Origin of the sequence: Bacillus sp. UMB0893, assembly GCF_002858905.1 — a bacterium.
Lineage (GTDB): Bacteria > Bacillota > Bacilli > Bacillales > Bacillaceae > Bacillus_P.
This window is the reverse complement of record NZ_PKLB01000001.1, coordinates 297,104-315,366: the sequence shown is the minus strand read 5'-3', so window position 1 is coordinate 315,366 and position 18,263 is coordinate 297,104. Positions and strand designations below refer to the sequence as shown.

The 18,263-nt window shown below is 40.4% G+C and carries 17 protein-coding genes; 1 reads left to right on the top strand and 16 read right to left on the bottom strand.

Features of this window, described 5'->3' with window-relative positions; translation table 11 throughout:
• Window positions 1-225: 225 nt before the first annotated feature.
• The 16 genes from CYJ36_RS01610 to CYJ36_RS01535 form a co-directional block, all read right to left on the bottom strand.
• On the bottom strand, window positions 226-1,374 hold the full coding sequence (locus tag CYJ36_RS01610; RefSeq protein ID WP_101564177.1) for an MFS transporter: 1,149 nt from the start codon (window positions 1,372-1,374) through the stop codon (window positions 226-228).
• A 16-nt stretch (window positions 1,375-1,390) separates the two neighbouring features.
• Window positions 1,391-2,032, bottom strand: a complete 642-nt coding sequence (locus CYJ36_RS01605) for a YesL family protein (protein ID WP_101564175.1) — start codon at window positions 2,030-2,032, stop codon at window positions 1,391-1,393.
• Between the two features lie 40 nt (window positions 2,033-2,072).
• Window positions 2,073-3,149 carry a Gfo/Idh/MocA family protein gene (locus tag CYJ36_RS01600; RefSeq protein ID WP_101564173.1) on the bottom strand — a complete coding sequence of 359 codons (1,077 nt, stop codon included), beginning with the start codon at window positions 3,147-3,149 and terminating at the stop codon, window positions 2,073-2,075.
• 29 nt (window positions 3,150-3,178) lie between these two features.
• Window positions 3,179-4,042: a sugar phosphate isomerase/epimerase family protein gene (locus tag CYJ36_RS01595; protein ID WP_101564171.1), complete on the bottom strand. Its 864-nt coding sequence runs from the start codon at window positions 4,040-4,042 to the stop codon at window positions 3,179-3,181.
• A 51-nt stretch (window positions 4,043-4,093) separates the two neighbouring features.
• Window positions 4,094-5,464 (bottom strand): extracellular solute-binding protein, encoded by a 1,371-nt coding sequence (locus CYJ36_RS01590; protein ID WP_101564169.1) that lies wholly within the window; start codon window positions 5,462-5,464, stop codon window positions 4,094-4,096.
• 53 nt (window positions 5,465-5,517) lie between these two features.
• Window positions 5,518-6,357: a carbohydrate ABC transporter permease gene (locus CYJ36_RS01585; protein ID WP_101565593.1), complete on the bottom strand. Its 840-nt coding sequence runs from the start codon at window positions 6,355-6,357 to the stop codon at window positions 5,518-5,520.
• A 72-nt stretch (window positions 6,358-6,429) separates the two neighbouring features.
• Window positions 6,430-7,377, bottom strand: coding sequence for a carbohydrate ABC transporter permease (locus tag CYJ36_RS01580; RefSeq protein WP_101564167.1), 948 nt, complete (start codon window positions 7,375-7,377; stop codon window positions 6,430-6,432).
• Window positions 7,378-7,451: 74 nt separating this feature from the next.
• Complete coding sequence (locus CYJ36_RS01575) at window positions 7,452-8,267, bottom strand: carbohydrate ABC transporter permease (RefSeq protein WP_101564165.1); 816 nt, start codon at window positions 8,265-8,267, stop codon at window positions 7,452-7,454.
• Window positions 8,268-8,284: 17 nt separating this feature from the next.
• Window positions 8,285-9,229 (bottom strand): carbohydrate ABC transporter permease, encoded by a 945-nt coding sequence (locus CYJ36_RS01570; RefSeq protein ID WP_101564162.1) that lies wholly within the window; start codon window positions 9,227-9,229, stop codon window positions 8,285-8,287.
• 66 nt (window positions 9,230-9,295) lie between these two features.
• Window positions 9,296-10,546, bottom strand: a complete 1,251-nt coding sequence (locus CYJ36_RS01565; protein WP_101564160.1) for an ABC transporter substrate-binding protein — start codon at window positions 10,544-10,546, stop codon at window positions 9,296-9,298.
• Window positions 10,547-10,557: 11 nt separating this feature from the next.
• On the bottom strand, window positions 10,558-11,541 hold the full coding sequence (locus tag CYJ36_RS01560) for a Gfo/Idh/MocA family protein (protein ID WP_101564158.1): 984 nt from the start codon (window positions 11,539-11,541) through the stop codon (window positions 10,558-10,560).
• Window positions 11,538-12,536, bottom strand: coding sequence for a Gfo/Idh/MocA family protein (locus CYJ36_RS01555; protein ID WP_101564156.1), 999 nt, complete (start codon window positions 12,534-12,536; stop codon window positions 11,538-11,540). The genes CYJ36_RS01560 and CYJ36_RS01555 overlap by 4 nt, the downstream gene beginning before the upstream one ends.
• A gap of 29 nt (window positions 12,537-12,565) precedes the next feature.
• Window positions 12,566-13,561, bottom strand: a complete 996-nt coding sequence (locus CYJ36_RS01550; RefSeq protein WP_101564154.1) for a Gfo/Idh/MocA family protein — start codon at window positions 13,559-13,561, stop codon at window positions 12,566-12,568.
• 13 nt (window positions 13,562-13,574) lie between these two features.
• The gene (locus CYJ36_RS01545; RefSeq protein ID WP_101564152.1) at window positions 13,575-14,417 is read right to left on the bottom strand and encodes a sugar phosphate isomerase/epimerase family protein; all 843 of its coding nucleotides are present in this window, start codon (window positions 14,415-14,417) and stop codon (window positions 13,575-13,577) included.
• A gap of 41 nt (window positions 14,418-14,458) precedes the next feature.
• Window positions 14,459-15,670 carry an ROK family transcriptional regulator gene (locus CYJ36_RS01540; RefSeq protein WP_101564150.1) on the bottom strand — a complete coding sequence of 404 codons (1,212 nt, stop codon included), beginning with the start codon at window positions 15,668-15,670 and terminating at the stop codon, window positions 14,459-14,461.
• 677 nt (window positions 15,671-16,347) lie between these two features.
• A complete protein-coding gene (locus tag CYJ36_RS01535; protein WP_101564148.1) occupies window positions 16,348-17,220 on the bottom strand; it encodes a pentapeptide repeat-containing protein in 873 nt (290 codons plus the stop codon).
• A gap of 396 nt (window positions 17,221-17,616) precedes the next feature.
• Here CYJ36_RS01535 and CYJ36_RS01530 point away from each other — a divergent pair, with 396 nt between their 5' ends.
• Window positions 17,617-18,180, top strand: coding sequence for a DUF2179 domain-containing protein (locus CYJ36_RS01530; protein ID WP_101565591.1), 564 nt, complete (start codon window positions 17,617-17,619; stop codon window positions 18,178-18,180).
• The last annotated feature ends 83 nt before the right edge of the window (window positions 18,181-18,263 follow it).

Below are 18,263 nucleotides of genomic sequence, written 5' to 3'. Positions count from 1 at the left end.
CTTCCTCTTCACTTACTATCTATAATCTAACTTATCAACAAGTTGGCATGGTTAAGGCAGTGTAAAAGAGTTTTAGTTTTGTGTAAAGATTCGGGATCATTCGTCATTAAGTTCATACTATTTTTACATTTTCGCTAAAAATACGGTCAAAAATAAAGAAAAAGCCCCTCCCTGTTATGGGAGAGACTTACTAGATTTATATTCAGGAAAAGAACAAATTCTTTTTTAGATATCTTTAATTTGGCTGGCCTTTATTGAGGGACCTTTCTTTTTCATCCATAAAAACGGAATGCCAGCAAGTGCAAAGATAGTCGTGAGCTGGTACATTGTGTCTGCTGCAAAATGATTCAGAACCCCTCCGCCTAAAAGATTGCCTGATACTCCGCCCAATCCAAGGGTTACAGCCGTATAAAGAGTTTGACCGGTAGCCCGGTAATTTTGCGGTGTCAATACATCTACATAGGCTACAGATGCAAAATAGTGAATACTAAAAGAAAAACTAAGCAAGATCTGAGTCCAAATCAGCACTTGCAAATGATCGCTGAAACCCAGCACACTCCACCTGCATGCATAACTAAAAGCGGCAAATGACAAAAGCATAGGATAAGAAAATCTCTTCATCAGTTTGCCCGATACCGCGAAAAAAGGAATTTCCAAAATTGATTTTAAAAGCAGCGTAAACCCTACTATTGTAATGCTGGCACCAAGGGACTGCAAATGAATGCCATAAAACGAGTTATTCGCATTGATCGTCAGCTGCAGCAAAAAATTAAATAACAAGAACACCACAAATGCTTGATTTTTTAGGAGGCCAGCCGCTTCCTTCATACGAAAATGCTTCTTCTCGCCTTTTTGAATCGGCAGTCTCAATAATACAAGCAATGTTAAAAGCAGCACTGCACTGTGCAGCAAGAACATGAATTCTAACCCGATATAATCAAGAATTCTCCCTATACTGATGACACCGATTGCATACCCTAACGAGCCCCACAAACGGACTTTGCCAAAATCATTGCGATCTTCCAGCAAAGCAAGAGCTGTACTATCGGCAATTGGGTTAATGGAGCTTTGAAAAAACCAATAAAAAAGATTTAAAACGACGAAATGATGAAACTCATATGCAAAGGGAAAAAAGACGGCTGTCCCTGCTGAACCAAAGAGAGTCAATAGCAGCGTTGCCTTGGGCCGGTCCCATAAATCCGTCAGTACACCCCATACAGGCTGAGCAACAATCATCACAAGCGGCCCGATTGCAAACAGGATGCCAATCTGCCCTTTCGCAAGCCCAATCTCACCATAGTATAAATTAAGAAATTGAAGGGATCCTACGCTTAAGCTGAAACAAAAGTAGAAGGTTTTTAAAATAAAAATCATTTTTTAGTTATTCACCTTAACTTTCTGGTGCAAGATGCTTTTTTATTTCCATGTCCATATTCATAAAGATTCGTAATGAATACCACATAATCAAAAGCGAGATACCGCTTATTCCAAAGAAAAGAAAGAGACCTGACAGCATCATAGTGACGTAGAAGGAGAGTACTGACGCAAGCACCAGCAAAATGGTCTGAATAGGATTTACGATAGCAATCAAGAAAGCTTGCCGAATGTATAAAAGTGTCCTCAGCTCATAATGAACATATACAGGAAAAATGTAGATCAGAGTAAATACGAACAAAATAATCAATAAGCTAAAAATGCTTGTTAAAGAGATGAATGCCACCCCATGCAAAGTTTGTACAAACTTCAAATCAACTAATAGGATGCAGGCAGTGAGTCCAAAAAGTATGCCAAGCTTATTAGAATGAATGAATTCCTTACGGTAGGATTGCCAGAACGTGCGGACAAGCGGCACATCTTTTTCTCCTCTTAACCATTTCCGTATGACAGAAAATGCAGCTGTCGTGGAAGGAAAGATGCCAAATAGAATGAATCCGGCCAGAGTAAACGCAATCCATATTAAATTTAAGAAAGCGAGCCTGTAAAACCAATCGCATAGTCTGTAGAGATTTCCAGTAACCCAGCCGGTACTCATTAGACGATTCTCCTCCTTTCCATACACAATTTAGATTCTATTACACTTCAACGCTCTGTCCGAACTGTATTTCCATACCTTTTTCACTGGATTCATAGATCGCACAAAGTATTTTCATCATTTCAATTCCATCTTCTACCGGACTCAGCGTTTCTTTTTCTCCTTTACATGCTGCAATAAAGTGATCAATTTCATTTTGGAAAGCCTGTATAAAATCGAAAGAAAGCTTATCGATCTGAGGCGTTGCATTCAAAATAATATCATGATGTTCAGTAACGATGGATAATTCGGGCTCAAGCTCAAATCCTCCCTTATCTCCATACAATTTCACTGATAATTCATCTTTTTTCCCATGAAGGGTAAAGCTGACATCCACCATCAATGAAGCGCCATTTTCAAATCGGATAATGGCGTTAGCCAGATCTTCCACTGTGTTCTTATCAGGATCATAATCTGCCGCTTGATAAAACGATAGATGCTCAACATTAGACCGATTTCCGAGCTTTGAATACGTATTGCCGCTGACCGATTTCACTTTCGGTTTCCCCATTAAGTACCAGCAAATGTCTATGACATGGACTCCAAGATCAATGAGAGGTCCTCCTCCTGATCTGTCTTTATCCGCAAACCAGCCTCCAGGATTTCCTAAACGGCGCAAACAAGAGGCTTTTGCGTAGTAGATTTCGCCAAAATGATTTTGATTCACGAATTTTTGAATAATTGCAGTATTTGATGCGTAACGTCTGACGAAACCAACTTGCAGGAGCTTACCGCTTCGTTTGACCGCCTCTTCAATTTTCAATGCATCAGCTACTGTTGTGCAAAGCGGTTTTTCAACTAATACATGTTTGCCTGCATCAAGTGCAGCAATGGCAATTTCGGCATGAGAGTTATTCCAAGTACATATGCTGACAGCATCAATCTCCTGATCAGCAAGTAGCGATTCATGATCATAATAAACCTTTGACGCATTGTACTTTTTTGCTTTTTCATGTGCTCTTTCTTCATTCAAATCACAGATCGCATACAATTCTGCAAAATCATTATTTTCATAGGACTGCAGATGCATCTCTGAAATAGAACCAGCACCAATGACTCCGATCTTTAGTTTACTCATCGCTTAATCCTCCCATTTTCCACATTAGTTTAAACTTCTTCCCACATTCTGCGCACATTTTCCATACTGATTCTTGAGCCTGTTTTACACTCTTCCATTCCTTCAAATTCTACTGACAGATACCCGTCATATCCTGAGTGTTTGATCACTTTTAAAACCTCCCTCATCGCGATATCGCCATGACCAATAATTGCTCCCCGCAGATAGTTTCCAGATGCTGTCGGGAACCAGCCCTCTCCAGGATTGAAATGCGACGGACGCAAATAAAAATCTTTAATATGAACCATGGAAGCAATCGGTATATTCTTTTTTACCGCTGATACAGATTCCTCATCCGCACACATGAAATTTCCCACATCAAGCGTTGTTTTAAAATTAGGCCGATTCACATGATTCACAACGGTTTGAACACGGTCACTCGCCTGAACAAAATACCCATGATTTTCAATGCTCGTTGTAATTCCATGCTCAGCAGCATAATCAGCAATCCTGCGGCACGCCTCAACAATCTCCGGCAGATCTTTTTCAAATTGCTGGATGGAAGCATCATGCGGAGGCCTTGAGGCAACATCATGGCGCATCAGCTTAACTCCTAATTGTGAGGCGATATCAACTTGTCCCTTAACACGATCGATTTCTTTCTCAAATTCTTCGCTTGTTAAAGAAATGAAATTAGCTCCAATTGCATAATTAGATATCTCGATGCCGGTGCTATCGGCCCTTTGGCAAATTGCTTCGATTAAATCAGGATTGTGATCAAGTGTAAATCCGAAGGGAACAATTTCAATGTGCTCTCCCCCTTGTTCCGCAATCCAGCTGATCGCTTCTAAAATATCAATCTCTTTTGATTTCAGCGCAGAAACCAGACTATACGAACTTAATCCAATTTTCATATTTAACCACCTCTTAATTGAGTCGTAACATCAGGCGCCTTCATATCTTTTCTATTGTCTGGCAGACCAGCTCTCAGCACGTTTTTGCAGATCATCCAGAAATGTTTGAATATCAGGTGCCTGTTTATTTGCTGCTTTACTGATAAATCCATTAATAGCCGGAGCTATTTCACTGCTGAAAAACGGATTTGCCTCATCCATTAGCGTCGATTTCGAGATATCCGCTACCTCCATTGCCCGTTTCATATATTTGTCATTTTTGTTCACGAAGTCAGATTCTTTTAAAGTTGGCGTAAATTTGTAGTTATCATAGTTGTGCTTTTGAGTTTCATAGCCAGTTAAAAATTTCATGACCTCCCACGAGGCCTCAACATTATTTGCGTCTTTTGCCATAACAAAAGGATCTGCAGCCACCCAGCCCTCGCCGTTTGGTCCAAGATTTAAGCTTGTCTCAAATCGATCTAAAAGCTTTTCGTCTTTATTTGCCTGGAATTCTCCCATTGTGCCTGCTCCAGAATGATCTAAAGCAATGGCAATTCGATTTTTTTCCAGTCCGAAGTTTTCTGCTCCTTGATTATTAATAAATGCTTTCGGAGGATACTTTGCAGCTTTTTCAAGCCATTCAAGAACCTTTACCATTTCTGGAGTATTAAGCATCCATTTAATATTAGCAGCATCATCCAGGCTTCCTTCTGCCCCTTTAGCACCATAAGCATGAGCCAATGCAACAAAAGTAGAAGCATTTAATGCATTTCCATTCCACCATAACCCGTAGTTTTGCTTGCCTGTTTTCGGATTTTTACCTGTCATTTCTTTCGCTTTATCCAAGATCTCTTCAGGAGTAGGCTTGTCAGATAAATAATCTACTCCCCATTCATCAAAGATTTTTTTATCGTAGATGGTTATCCTTCTTCCAAGTACTGCAGGAAGACCGTATCTCTCTCCTTTAAACGATTTTGTACTGTACGAATTCTCCCAAATACCATCTAAATAAATGCTTGAATCAAATGATGAATCCTTTTCGATTAAATCGTCGATTCCACGGAGCAATCCCTTTTCCATCCATTGTGAAGCGAATGCGCCTCCAGTATAAAGAACATCAACATCGTTTGATTGCAGAAGAGCTGTCTGTTTCGCCTGAGCATTTTCCCATGGAACTTGATACAGTTCTAATTTAATGTTGGGATATCTCGGTTTGAATTCTTTTTCCACATATTCTTTTAATCCCGTTGCCTGAATGCCTGTGATTGGGTCAAGTCCATTCTCTAACTGCCATCCTGCAAGAGCCACCCTGACCGTTCCTTTTACCTCTGAGACCACCTTGATATTTTTGTTTACACTTGTACTGCCGGATTCTGAAGAGCAAGCGATCAGCGAAAAAAACATAAGAAATGCAAGAAACATGATCATGAGTTTTTTCATTTTGGTTCCCCTCTCTTCTTTTTTATGCAATTTATCCCGGCAAAGCAGGACAATTATTGCTTAATTCCTGATAAAGCAATGCTTTCCACGATATATTTTTGCAGAAATAAATAAACAGCAACGATTGGCACAAGACTTACGCTTGTTGCCGCCAATATAATAGAAGGCAGAGGAATATCTTTGTTGTACGTAAACATAGCAAGCCCTAATTGAATGGTATATTTATCGGGACTTTTCAGTGCGAGCAGCGGCCATAATAGATCATTCCAGACACCCAGAAATTGCAGGATGACCATCGTTGCAAGAATCGGAATGCATAGCGGAAGATAGATTCTTAAAAAAACGGTGAATTCATTCGCACCATCTATGATTGCAGCTTCTCGCAGACTCCCTGGAAGCTGATCAATAAATGCCTTTGCCAAAAAAGTGCCAAATGCATAATTTAATGCGGGAAGATAAAAGGCCCAGTAAGTATCAAGAAGCTGCAGTTTATCGAAAAGCAAATATTGAGGAATCATTGTCATCTCAAATGGAATCATCATCGTACTGAGTGCAAGAACCAAAACAATCCCTGCTCCTTTAAATTTAAGCTTGGAAATGGCATATCCGGAAAATAAGGCTGACATTAAACTGATTAAAATTACACCTATTGCTACAAGAAGCGAATTAATCATGTATTTGATCATTGGAACATTTGTAAATGCTGCCTCATAAGGCATAAGCGAAGGCTCCTCTGGCCAAAATCTTGGGGGAAAAGGAATATTCAGCCTTGCTCCCCAGTCAAAGCTTGTCGTGACCATCCAGATAAAGGGGACAATCATGATGAGAGAGCCCAAAAACAAAATTCCAGTCAACAGATGTCCTCCAAATCGAACCTTTTTTTGGGGGGCCATTTCTTTAAGGATAAATCTTCCAGAGTGTTTCTGTTGGATTTGATCCGGTACAATTTTCATGATATTCCTCCTTTAATCCAGATTATTTTTTTTATTTGAGTACAGCATGATAATGGTTAGGATAAGAATGATCATAAAGAGAATATAGGATGCCGCTGTTGCAATTCCCATTTGAGAAGCCAAAAAGGCATTTCTATAAATATAAAGGACAGCTGTCATCAAAGATCCTGCAGGATTTCCGGCTGTTCCCCCGATCAGCCAAACATCCGTAAAACGCTTCATTGCATTAATCGTTCCTATAATGACCATAAAAATAATAATTGGCTTTAAATATGGAACAGTGATATAAAGCCATTTCTGAAACCAGTTCGCTCCGTCAACTTCAGCTGCTTCATATAAATCCCTTGGAACGCTAGTCAAAGCAGCTATAAAAATAATCGTATTATAGCCGAGCATTCCCCAAAGCGTCATCAAAACAATACTAAAACGAGAATAGGAGGGATCAGTAAACCATCCGATCGGCTCCATTCCAATCAAGCCGAGAACGTAATTTAGAAGCCCTTCATTTCCAGGACTGAAAAGCAAAGAGAATAAGATACTTGTTGCAACCAGCGAAACCACATTAGGAAGAAAATAGACACCTTTAAAGAAATTTCTCCATTTGGAGGAAGCGACATTATGAATCAAACTTGCCAGAATAAAGGAAGAAGAAACTCCCAATATAACCGTCAAAGCTCCCATATAAAGAGTGTTGTAGATTGATTGCCAAAACAATGAATCCGTTAGAACATATTTGTAATTGCTGAAACCTGCCCAGCTTCCTTCAAATGAGCTTGATGATTTTTTAAAACTCAAGATAAGCGCACCAATCATTGGATAAACAGCAAATCCAAAGATTCCTAATAATAGAGGTGCTGAAAAAAGATATCCAGCAGCATCTCGCTTTGTAAAAATTTTCTTCCGTCTGTTTAGAACCAGTTTGCTAGAGTTACCTGGAGATGTTTGAGTTGTTGTTTGCACATAATCCCCCCATTTCTCTATGAATATCCAACTTTAAAACCATTTATATCATTTAGTATTTTAATTAAATGCGCTTACTTCCGAACTCCGCTCAATGTAATTCCTTCTATTAAATACTTCTGCAGGAAAAGGAACAGCAGAATCATTGGGATAGTTGCCATTAAGGCGCCCGCCATGAGCAATGGATAATTGGTTGCGTGCTGTCCCTGGAAGTTCGCTATTCCGACAGACAATACCCGCATGCTCTCAGAATTGGTCATCGTTAATGGCCATAAGAAATCATTCCACGAGGCAAGGATGGTAAAGATAGCAAGTGCGACAAGCGCCGGCCTTGATAGAGGCAGAATAATTCTCCAATAAATTCCGAACAGCGAGCAGCCGTCCATTTTCGCTGCTTCATCAAGCTCTTTAGGGATGGACATGAAAAATTGACGCAAGAGGAAGACTCCGAAAGCACTGAACATGCCGGGAACAATCAGCGCATAAAACGTGTTGATCCAGCCCAGCTTGCTCATGATGACAAAGCTTGGAATCATGACAACCTGTGCAGGGACCATTAAAACAGATAAGAGCAAAATAAAGATCAGATTTTTATATGGAAAATTCAATCTTGCGAAAGCGAATGCAGCCAATGAACACAGCAAAAGCTGAGCTGCCGTCCTGCAGACTGTTACAATAATGGTGTTGGAGTAATATCTTAAATAATCGACTGTTGTAAAAACCTCTGCATAGTTGCTGAACTTCCATTCTTTCGGAAAAATAGACGGCGGAACCTGCATAGATTCTGTAAATGTCTTTAAAGAGGTGGAAAGCATCCACAGGAATGGAATGATCATGATAAAAGCTCCGAAGATTAATAAGACATGTATGGAGACTCTTTGAATTTTCATCTTACTCTCCCCTTTCTTTACGAATCGTAATGTACCCATTTGTTCTGCAGACGCATTTGAATGATTGTAATGATTAAAATGATAATAAACAGGATGAACGCTTTGGCTGATGCATAGCCCATCTCAAAATATTTAAATCCTGATTCCCACACGCCATATACCACTGTTCGCATTGGATCAAGGATGGATGTTTCACTGCCGACCATAATAAAAATCAAATCAAACATTTGCAGAGCACTGATCATCGACATGATGAAAACGAAAAAAATACTCGGAGTTAACAATGGAACGGTGATATGAAAAAATTGATGCAAACGCGAAGCCCCGTCAAGCTTTGCAGCTTCATAATAAGATGCTGAAATTCCTTGAAGACCTGCAAGCAATAGTACAATGTTGTGCCCAACACCCATCCAGACACTTACGAGAATGATTGAAAATAGTGCTATTTTTTCATCAAAGAGCCACTCGGGCTGAGGAAGATGGAGCTTCCCAAGAACAAAGTTGATTAAACCAAATTCTGAGTTGTACAGCCATTTCCAAACCATCCCAACGGCAACCGGCATGGTCACAACTGGCAAGAAGTATAAGGTTCTGTAAATGACCATCCCTTTAATCTTTTGATTCAGCATTACTGCTACGATCACAGCCAGGCCGATGGAAAGCGGAACAGAGACAAAGGTAAAGAACAGTGTATTTCTCATTGAAAGCAGAAAGGTTTCATCCTGCATCAGGGTCACTGCATTTTCTAAGCCAGTAAAAACAGGTGCTGTCAGTCCATCCCATTCTGTAAAGGAAAGATAGAAGGAGGCGATGGCAGGCATCATATAAAATGCAAAAAGTCCAAGCACAACCGGTGCAATAAATAAATAGGCTGCAATGGCTTCTTTATTCCATTTTTTCTTTTTTCGATGGATGGAAAGGACCTCTCTTGTTTCTGCCTTAATCGTTGGAGGATAGTTCATGCGATACACTCCCTTCATTTAGAATAGCGAAAAGATATGACCATCCAGTTGCCAATTTTTTATTCTTTACTTTTCACTTTCCAAAATTTTATCCATTTCTTTTTGTACTTTTTCAGCAGCTTCATCTATTGACGTTTTTCCTAAGAAGTAATTTTTGAACTCTTTAACCTCGGTATCTTGCCATTTTTGCGTATTTTCTGAGACTGGATAAGGAACCCCAAACGCAAGCGAGTCCGTAAACACTTTTAAATCTAAAGATGGAATGGATTCAATCCAGATTGTTTCTGCTTCTTGATAAGCTGGAATGGAGAATCCTGATTCACCCATATATTTGCCTGCTTTTTCGCCCGAAAGTTTCTTCATTAATTCCCAGGCAAGCTCCTCATGCTTTGTCTTTCCATTCATTGCCCAGCTCAATCCATGAACGATTGTTGCTTTCTGTTTTCCTTTTGGCAGAGGGGCAACCCCCAGATCATCCCCAAGCATTTCCTTATATGTCGGGGCAATAACGGAAATCGCAGGAACCATGGCTGCTTTACCTGATCCAAAGATCTGGTCTGCCTTGGTCTCGATCTGGGTTTTCGCGGAAGGGGAAATTCCTTTGTCCATCAATTTTTTTGTAAAAAGCAGGGCATCCTTCGATTCCGGGGTACTAAATCCCGATTTCGTTTTCTTTTCATTGATGATGAAGCCGCCTGCCTGATGGATCAAATTGTAATAGCCCTGCTGATTATCAAACCGTGCAATGTAGCCAAAAACTTTCTTGTTTTTATCCGTTAATTTCATCCCTGCCTCTTCAATATCTGCCCATGTCCATGTTTCATTCGGATAAGGCACACCTGCTTCATCAAATAACTTTTTATTATAAAAGAGTCCAACTGAATCCAAGAAATAAGGCATTCCATACAAATCGTCTTCGTACGTATAAAGTTCAACAAGTGCTGGTGTATAGACACTTGTATCAAGCTGATCCTTTTCAATAAACGGCTGAAGATCTTTTATTAAACCCTTTGAAGCATACTGATAAAAGTTCGGACCGTTCATCCAAAAAATATCTGGCCCGCTTCCTCCCATTGCACTCGTTCTCAGCTTTGCCCAATATTCCCCAAAAGGTATATAGGTGACATTGACTTTTACATTTGGATGTTCCTTTTCAAATAGATCAATGGATTTGTCAACGACTTCGCTAATGTTTTGATCCCAAAGAGCAACTTCCAATGTAACTCTCCCATCAGCAGAAGATTGATTGGAACTGCTGCAGGCTGTCATAATCAACAATAAACACACACATAATAAAATTGAATATGGTTTCCTCATATCTCCCCCTCCTATTCATTAAGTAATGTGATCATTGCTTTGTTCTTATAAGATTCATAAGCTGCCTGAACAACCTCTAACGTGCGCAGTCCGTCCTCTCCTGTAATCGATGGAGCCCGCTTTTCTTTTACGCATTGAATAAAATCCAAGACAAGACCATGATCCATGTCATCTCCCCAGCCGATATGCTGCATTTTTTTAGCCTGTTCATTGAAAAAGACAAGATGCTGTTTGAAAGCGTCAAGTGTTATTCTTCCCTTCGTTCCGACGATTTCCATTGTGACATCTCCCCATGCAGGGAATGAACCAGGTCTCGACCAGCTTGGATCGATTGTCACGATTGCCCCTGACTGCAGCTCAAGCGTCACGATGCCGCAATCTTCAACACCGATGTCATAAAAGCGTGTATCAAGCTCAGCATATACTTCCTTTACTTCTTCTTTTGTCATCCATCTGATTAAATCCATCACATGGACGATGTGATCAACGGCAGCGCCTCCGCCTGACAATTCTTTTTGCACAAACCAGCCTCCTGGCATTTGACCGTGATTCGTGGCCTCAATTGCAACAATTTCACCAAGTGCTCCGCTTTGAATGACTTCCCTCACCCGCTGAATGGCCGGTACGAAACGAACAGGAAACGCAATCTGAAGAATGACCTCCTCTTGCTTGCATACACGAATCATTTCCTCTGCATCTTTTATGTTCGTTGAAATTGGCTTTTCACATAAAATATGTTTTTTAGCCTTAGCAGCGGCTATAACATGCTCTTTATGGTTTGCGTTTTCTGAACAAATGACCACTGCTGCAAGGTCCAATTCCAAAAAGCTTTTAAGATCTGCATAATACTCACAGCTGAATCGTTCAGCCATTTTGCTTCCTCGATCAAAACTGTCATCCCAAATGGCCGTAAGCTCGATATCTGCATGTGCGGTTAAATGCTCTGCATAACTGGCAGCATGCATGTGGGCAAAACTAATGATGCCGATTTTCATTTCATCACCTCCCCTTTAATCAGTTCATAAGGCTTATTTGTTTTCATTGATTCCAAAGCAGCTTCTGCGATTTCAATCGCCTTGATTGCATCACATACGGAGACGTTGGATTCACTTTTGTTTTGAATACAATCCAGAAAATGATGAAGCTGATTTTCCAGCGGTGACCTTACGATAAGATAGCTCGGGACGCTGACCTTTTCTTGATTCTTTTCTCTCTCTCCAAACAGTTCGACCTTTACTGGTTCATGGTGAGAGCTTGTATACGTGATCATACCTTCACTTCCAGCCAGTTCAAAGGAACTTGTGAAGCTTTTCATCCCCCATGCCAGGGATACATTCACAATAACTCCTGATTGGAATCGCAAGGTGATCAAAGCGTATTCAAGTCTCTCACGTTTAATTCTTTTCGCCATCACCCGCCGAACCTCTCCAAAAACAGAGCGCAGCCAATCAAAGTCATGAATTCCCAGGTCAAGGACAACTCCTCCGCTTTTGGATTCATCATCGTACCAATCATCTCTTCCCAGAGGATATGGTCCAACCCTCGAGAGCTTCATGATTCCCGGATTCCCGATTGCACCCTTTTCTATCTGCTTCCTTGCTTCCATGTATTCAGGCGAAAAACGGAGAACATGTCCGACAAATAAAGGAACATTATGTTTCTTGCATTCTTCTGAAATGAGTAAAGCCTCATTCGTGCTCGAAGCTAAAGGCTTTTCACAAATGATGGACTTTCCAGCCTTAGCTGCGGTCAGAACGACTTCCTTGTGAAGATGAGTTGGCACACATACATCCACGATATCTGCCTCTACTAGCTCAAGCGCATCACCTAAATCTGTAAACCCTTTAACTCCGTACTGTTCAGCAAGCTGAAGCGTCCTTGATTCATTGCGTCCAATAATTGCTGTAATTTCACAGTCGTTAAATTTAGACCATGCTTCAAGGTGCAGCTTCCCCATAGTTCCCGTCCCGACAACCGCTACTTTCCTCATTTTCTCACCTCATTTTGGTTAAAGTGTTTTTAGTGAACCCCTGCAGCAGCAGACATAAATTCTTTTAAATGAATAGCCCGGCCCAATTTGTTTGATTCATTGGCAGCAAGCGTTACACCCAACGTTTTATATGCTTCTTCATATGGTGCAAGAATAAAAGCTTTATTCTTTAACCGAATGGCTTCAATAAATGCCCGATCCTGCTCAGCATAGAAATCAATGCTCGATTTGTAAGTGACCGTTTTATTTTTTTCAATAATGTGAAGCGTTGTGTTATCAAGAACTACTCTAAAGTCCCGCCCATAAAGCTCAACTCCTGAATTGTGATCCGCCTGGATAAACGAACTGGCAAGATGACCTACTGCGCCTGTTTCAAGTGTAAAGCTGACAGAAGTTACATCCGGAATATCAATTTCAGGTACATCATTCATCACCTGCAGCGACATGTTTGCATAAACCGTGCTTACATCTCCAGCCAAGTAACGGATGAGATCCAGGGTATGTGTTGATTGCTCGACTAATTGCCCGCCCGATTTGTCCATGTTTCGATACCATGGAGTTAAAACAAAAGAAGTCAGATAATGACCGCGTACCATAGCAATTTCCTTATCCTGCAAATATTCCTTTGCTTTTTGCACAGTGTCCAGATAGCGCAAACAATATCCGGATGCGCAGATAATCCCTGCTTGCTCAATCGCTTTTGCTTTCGCAGCAACACCTTCCAGTTCAAGCCCCAGCGGTTTTTCAACCATCAAATGAATCCCTTTAGACGCTGCTTTCTCTTCAATAAACCCATGTGCGAAAGGCGGAACACAAATAAACAGCGCATCCATTGTTTCCTTTTCAAGCATTAAATCAATATCTGTGTACCCTTTTGCTCCGTACAATTGACTTGCTTCTTTTACTCTCTCTTCTGATAGATCACATACGGCTGCAATCTCCGCATGTTCATTTAAGCTCAAATTCTTTAAATGCACTGATGCAATGCCGCCTACTCCAATAAATCCAACCTTTACCTTTGCCATCTTATTTTCCCTCCTATACTTTTTGAGCGGTGGTAGAGCTTGATAAAATAACATCCATGTGTCGAGCTGTATCATTTGCGAGTTCTTTTGGTGAAATCAAATAAGGTGATAGTTCTGCAGTTAATACATCGTCATACTTAATTTCGTTCAGAGCCTCCATCACTGCAGCCCAATTGACATCCCCTGCCAACAATGGGACAAAACCGGTTATATTTCCTATGCTTGTCCGAAAATCTTTTACATGCACCTTTCGAATCCTGTCATTTAAGATCAGGATCCATTGTTCTGGATAACCAAATTGAAGAACATTACCTACGTCAAAATAAGCACCTATATATTGAGATTTAATCTCATCAATGTATCTTGCCATTTCCAGGGGGCTTAACAGGAATTTATTCCAGACATTTTCGATGCCAATGTGCACTTTTTTTTCTTCAGCAAAAGAAGCCAGCGTGCGAAGTTCTTTCTGACTTCGCTCATAACACTCTGCATAAGAAGTTTCTGCATTGACAATCCCAGGAACAACCAATACCGTATCAATTCCCATGGCTTCAGCAAGCTCGATTTGTTTCTCCACAATGCCTCTGCCTTTTTCTCTTACATTCTCATCAGGTGAGGAAAGAGGAGCTTTCCATAATAACCCCGTCGAAAGACTCGGCAGCTTTAGACCATATTTCTCCGCCATTTTTACGATAGCAGCCGCTTCTTGAGGAGCCGTATCCATCGTCAGCCCTATTCCGCCTTCTTCATAAACATTTAGTTCTACTGCTTCAAAGCCAGCTTCAGAACTGTATTCAAATATTTTTTCAAGTGATGTTCCATCCGGATAACACCATTGATTAATACCTTTCAGCATATTGATCCCTCCACTTTTTAAATATTCAGAAATTTATTTAGTTAAAAAACCGGTGAACGAAACTTTTCTTGTAAAAGCACAGCCGCTGCTCCCATCATTTCAAATTCAGATCCGAGTGTCGTTGGGAGAATATGAATGTCATCCTTTAGGACTGGGATGACGTGTCTTGACACCTCCTTTTGAATAGCTTCTATAAACATTGGATTATCTTGGACAATGTTGCCTCCAAGAATAATTACTTCCGGATTAAATAAATGGATATAATTTACGATGCCTGCAGATAAATAGGAGACAACTTCATCCATAATTTTCAAGCAGAGCACGTCTCCCATATTTAATGCTTTTATGAAAATTTCTGGAGTAATTTGGCTGACATCCTCAGGCACAAGTTCCTGTATTTTCGTTTGCTGGCCTCTTGTCAGAATTGCCGTAAGGATTTTCGAATAAATCGCAGGCCAATTCACATAGCTTTCCAAGCATCCGATATTGCCGCATTCACATTTTACGCCGCTTCCTCTATTGACGGTTGTATGCCCAAGTTCCCCGGAACTTCCTCTATAACCGCGGTGTATGGAACCATTGATCATTAGACCAGATCCAACGCCATCCCCGACCGTAATGTAAATTACGTCTTTATATTGGCTGTAAGATCCAAAGTGCTTTTCGGCAAGAACAAAGGAATTCGTGTCATTGTCTAAATAGGTCTTAAGACCAAATTGCTGCTCGATTAATTTCTTCAGGGGAACACGTCTTAAATTTAATTTTGTATTATAGGAGATGATGCCTCGATCCGCATCGACAATTCCCGGTGTAATAACTGAAATGCCAACGCATTTCTCCATGTTATCTGTATTTTCAAGGAACCGTTTAATAAGTTCTAAAATATGGTCAATTACAGCTTGCCCGAAATGCAGATTTGTAGAGTAAACAGCCTTGCGCCGTATTTCTGCGTCCAGATTCATCTCAGCAACCTTTATATAGGAATTTGAAATGGAAACACCTATAATAAAATGACTGTTCGGATCAAACCTCAGCAAAACTGGTTTTCTCCCTCCATTCGAAACACCTATGCCATCCTCCCGGACAAACCCTTCATTCATCAGCTCATTTACAGCAGAGGTCACAGTTGTTGGACTAATATTAATTCGTTTGGCGATTTCACTCCTGGAGATTGGAGCTTCTTTACGGATCATGTCAAGAATAATAGAGCGATTGAGTTCTTGAATTAGTTTCAAATCCCCAGTTCTGCGCATTCAGGTAAACACCCCCGATAAATAACTTACTTTTTCCATTGACTTTAATAAGATTGTAAAAATGAGAACGAAATAAATGCTTATGGTATTTTATGTGAAAGTTCTTGGTGAATTCATGATGAAAATACTTAGTGAATAGACGAAGGATTGATAGTTTCAATCTAGGTGAGGGAAATTTTGATACTTACTTTTTCCAATGCTTTTATTAAGTGAAATTCTACTCCATTATCACATGATGCCATGGTTTATTAAATGGATAATTGTTACTGTTTTCTAAATTTTCTGATACTTTATAATTGGGTCTTATTTCCTTTTTTAAAAATTTCCATATGCATCCTTTACACCACTTTTTCCTATGAGAACCTCATTTTTTTCTGCTTATCGCAAATTAAAACGCCGGCTCAGGGGTGCGCCGGCATCAAGATCTATTTATGCTTTATTAAATCCCGATTCAACTCACCTATCGGACGCTTCCCCGCTGTAACAGTCCTCATTTTTCATTTATTTACTCATTTCTTTACCGTTCCGATAAAATCTATCAAAAATCTCTTTCAAGCTTTCACTGGCTTCAAAAACTTTGTCACTTATCTGCGTTCCTTGCACGCTTGATGTGTAATAAAAATCCCAATCTCTCATATACTACTGAGTGAGATTGGGATTCTTGTAAGTATTTTTTGCTATAACGCTGACCAGTGTGCTGGGCGGGAAAGCAAGGCTGGTAATTTTGTATGTGCATCACCCTTTGCCGAATTAACCTGAACCTGGGTGAGAAAGATACTCCCTGTGAGATCGGCCCCTTTAAGGTCGGCATCACGAAAATCTGCCCCGATTAGGTCTGCAGCTCTCAAGTCAGCGCCACGGAGGTCAGCAGCAATAAGGTATGCTCCTCTTAAGTTCGCTCCTCTGAGATCAGCTCCTTTAAGATTTGTACCTATAAGATCTGCTCCTCTACGATCGATTCTCTTACTTTTTTGGGAATATTTATGCTTGCGATGTGACTCGGTCCGCACCAGTTCGCTTGTCCTCAAAAGCAGAACATTTACATCAGCACGGTGTGATGGAACGTCTAGCTGCATGAGTGCATCTGGACTAAGCTGTGTAAGTCGTTCCGTCTCACCATGCATGGAGCTAAGCTCTCTGTGAATCGGACGGGACGCTTTCAGCGTAAGTGCTTCGGTCAGATACCAAAGCATCTCATGAAGTTGTTGCATCACTGGAAACACATCGAACATTTTCTTAGCTGTTTCGGGGCCTTCACGCCAGTCGGCTCCTCCGAAAGTGACTTGTGAAACCTTTTGCCCTGCTCCGAAGCATTCAAAAACAGTACACCCTTTAAAACCTTGCTCTCTAAGGCTTTTATGAATGCCGCAACGGAAGTCCGGTTGCAGATTGGGACAAGGCTTGGCGGCGTCTTTATCGATTGCAAAATCTGCCGAAGCTGCGAAGGGCAGCGCAACACAACACAAGCCAAAGCAGTTCTCGCAGTCAGCACGCAGATTGCTGCGACTTATATCGTGTTTTAGATTTGGATCATCAATATTCTCAAACAATACGTGCACTCCTTTGCTTCTGTATCATTTTCATTTTTCAATATTTTAGTAAGTATATAAGTTTAATAGGCCGTTTTGCAGCTTCATTTTCATTTATTGATTGCGTTTTCTATTCTCTAATATGATTATTTCATAATAGATAATCACCTTGATATAGATGGTTTATTTAACAGAAGTTTAAAAAGCGATTTTACAAGCAGTACGAATCCCCAAAATACAAAAGTACACCAGCACGGTTGTCTGATTTGCTTGTAATATTAGCTCCCTCTCTGGTCGTTTCTATTGCAAGTTTATCATATATCATATTTTATCTTTGGTAAATTCATGAATTACTTCGTAATAAATACGAAATATGTTAAACTTTCCCTATGTCGGGAAGAAGGAGTTTTATCCATGTTGCTTCAAGCGCTACTAATCTTTTTATTGCAGCTTATTTATGTACCGGTCCTTACAATAAGAACGATCCTTCTTGTTAAAAACCAAACAACGTCAGCAGCTGGTGTTGGATTATTGGAAGCGATTATTTACATCATCAGCTTAGGGATCGTCTTTCAAGATCTATCAAACTTTTATAACATTATTGCTTACGTCGTTGGGTTCAGCGTTGGACTGCTGCTCGGCGGATTATTGGAAAAGAAACTGGCCATCGGATATATTACGTATCAGGCAAACATTCCAGAAAGAAATACGGAGCTCGTCAATGACTTGCGCAATGCCGGGTTTGGGGTTACTTCATTCGAAGGCCAAGGCATCAACTCAACCCGCTTCCGCTTAGACATCGTTTCAAAACGGTCACGTGAAGAGGAACTGCTGGATATTATCCAAGAAAGAGAACCAACTGCTTTCATGATGTCCTATGAGATCAGATCATTTAAAGGCGGATATTTGACAAAGTCGATGAAGAAAAGACAGAATATGTTTATGAAAAAGAAAGAGAAAACGAAGGCACAGGTGAAGTAGGTTCCATTATAAATAGGGCTGATGCATGATGTGCATCAGCCCTATTTTTTTACCACACTTAAAATATGTAACTATATTCCAAT

Excerpts from the sequence above, each read along its gene's own strand:
- CYJ36_RS01610 (WP_101564177.1), bottom strand. The coding sequence starts at position 1,374 with ATGATTTTTATTTTAAAAACCTTCTACTTTTGTTTCAGCTTAAGCGTA.
- CYJ36_RS01605 (WP_101564175.1), bottom strand. The coding sequence starts at position 2,032 with ATGAGTACCGGCTGGGTTACTGGAAATCTCTACAGACTATGCGATTGG.
- CYJ36_RS01600 (WP_101564173.1), bottom strand. The coding sequence starts at position 3,149 with ATGAGTAAACTAAAGATCGGAGTCATTGGTGCTGGTTCTATTTCAGAG.
- CYJ36_RS01595 (WP_101564171.1), bottom strand. The coding sequence starts at position 4,042 with ATGAAAATTGGATTAAGTTCGTATAGTCTGGTTTCTGCGCTGAAATCA.
- CYJ36_RS01590 (WP_101564169.1), bottom strand. The coding sequence starts at position 5,464 with ATGAAAAAACTCATGATCATGTTTCTTGCATTTCTTATGTTTTTTTCG.
- CYJ36_RS01585 (WP_101565593.1), bottom strand. The coding sequence starts at position 6,357 with ATGGCCCCCCAAAAAAAGGTTCGATTTGGAGGACATCTGTTGACTGGA.
- CYJ36_RS01575 (WP_101564165.1), bottom strand. The coding sequence starts at position 8,267 with ATGAAAATTCAAAGAGTCTCCATACATGTCTTATTAATCTTCGGAGCT.
- CYJ36_RS01570 (WP_101564162.1), bottom strand. The coding sequence starts at position 9,229 with ATGAACTATCCTCCAACGATTAAGGCAGAAACAAGAGAGGTCCTTTCC.
- CYJ36_RS01565 (WP_101564160.1), bottom strand. The coding sequence starts at position 10,546 with ATGAGGAAACCATATTCAATTTTATTATGTGTGTGTTTATTGTTGATT.
- CYJ36_RS01560 (WP_101564158.1), bottom strand. The coding sequence starts at position 11,541 with ATGAAAATCGGCATCATTAGTTTTGCCCACATGCATGCTGCCAGTTAT.
- CYJ36_RS01555 (WP_101564156.1), bottom strand. The coding sequence starts at position 12,536 with ATGAGGAAAGTAGCGGTTGTCGGGACGGGAACTATGGGGAAGCTGCAC.
- CYJ36_RS01550 (WP_101564154.1), bottom strand. The coding sequence starts at position 13,561 with ATGGCAAAGGTAAAGGTTGGATTTATTGGAGTAGGCGGCATTGCATCA.
- CYJ36_RS01545 (WP_101564152.1), bottom strand. The coding sequence starts at position 14,417 with ATGCTGAAAGGTATTAATCAATGGTGTTATCCGGATGGAACATCACTT.
- CYJ36_RS01540 (WP_101564150.1), bottom strand. The coding sequence starts at position 15,670 with ATGCGCAGAACTGGGGATTTGAAACTAATTCAAGAACTCAATCGCTCT.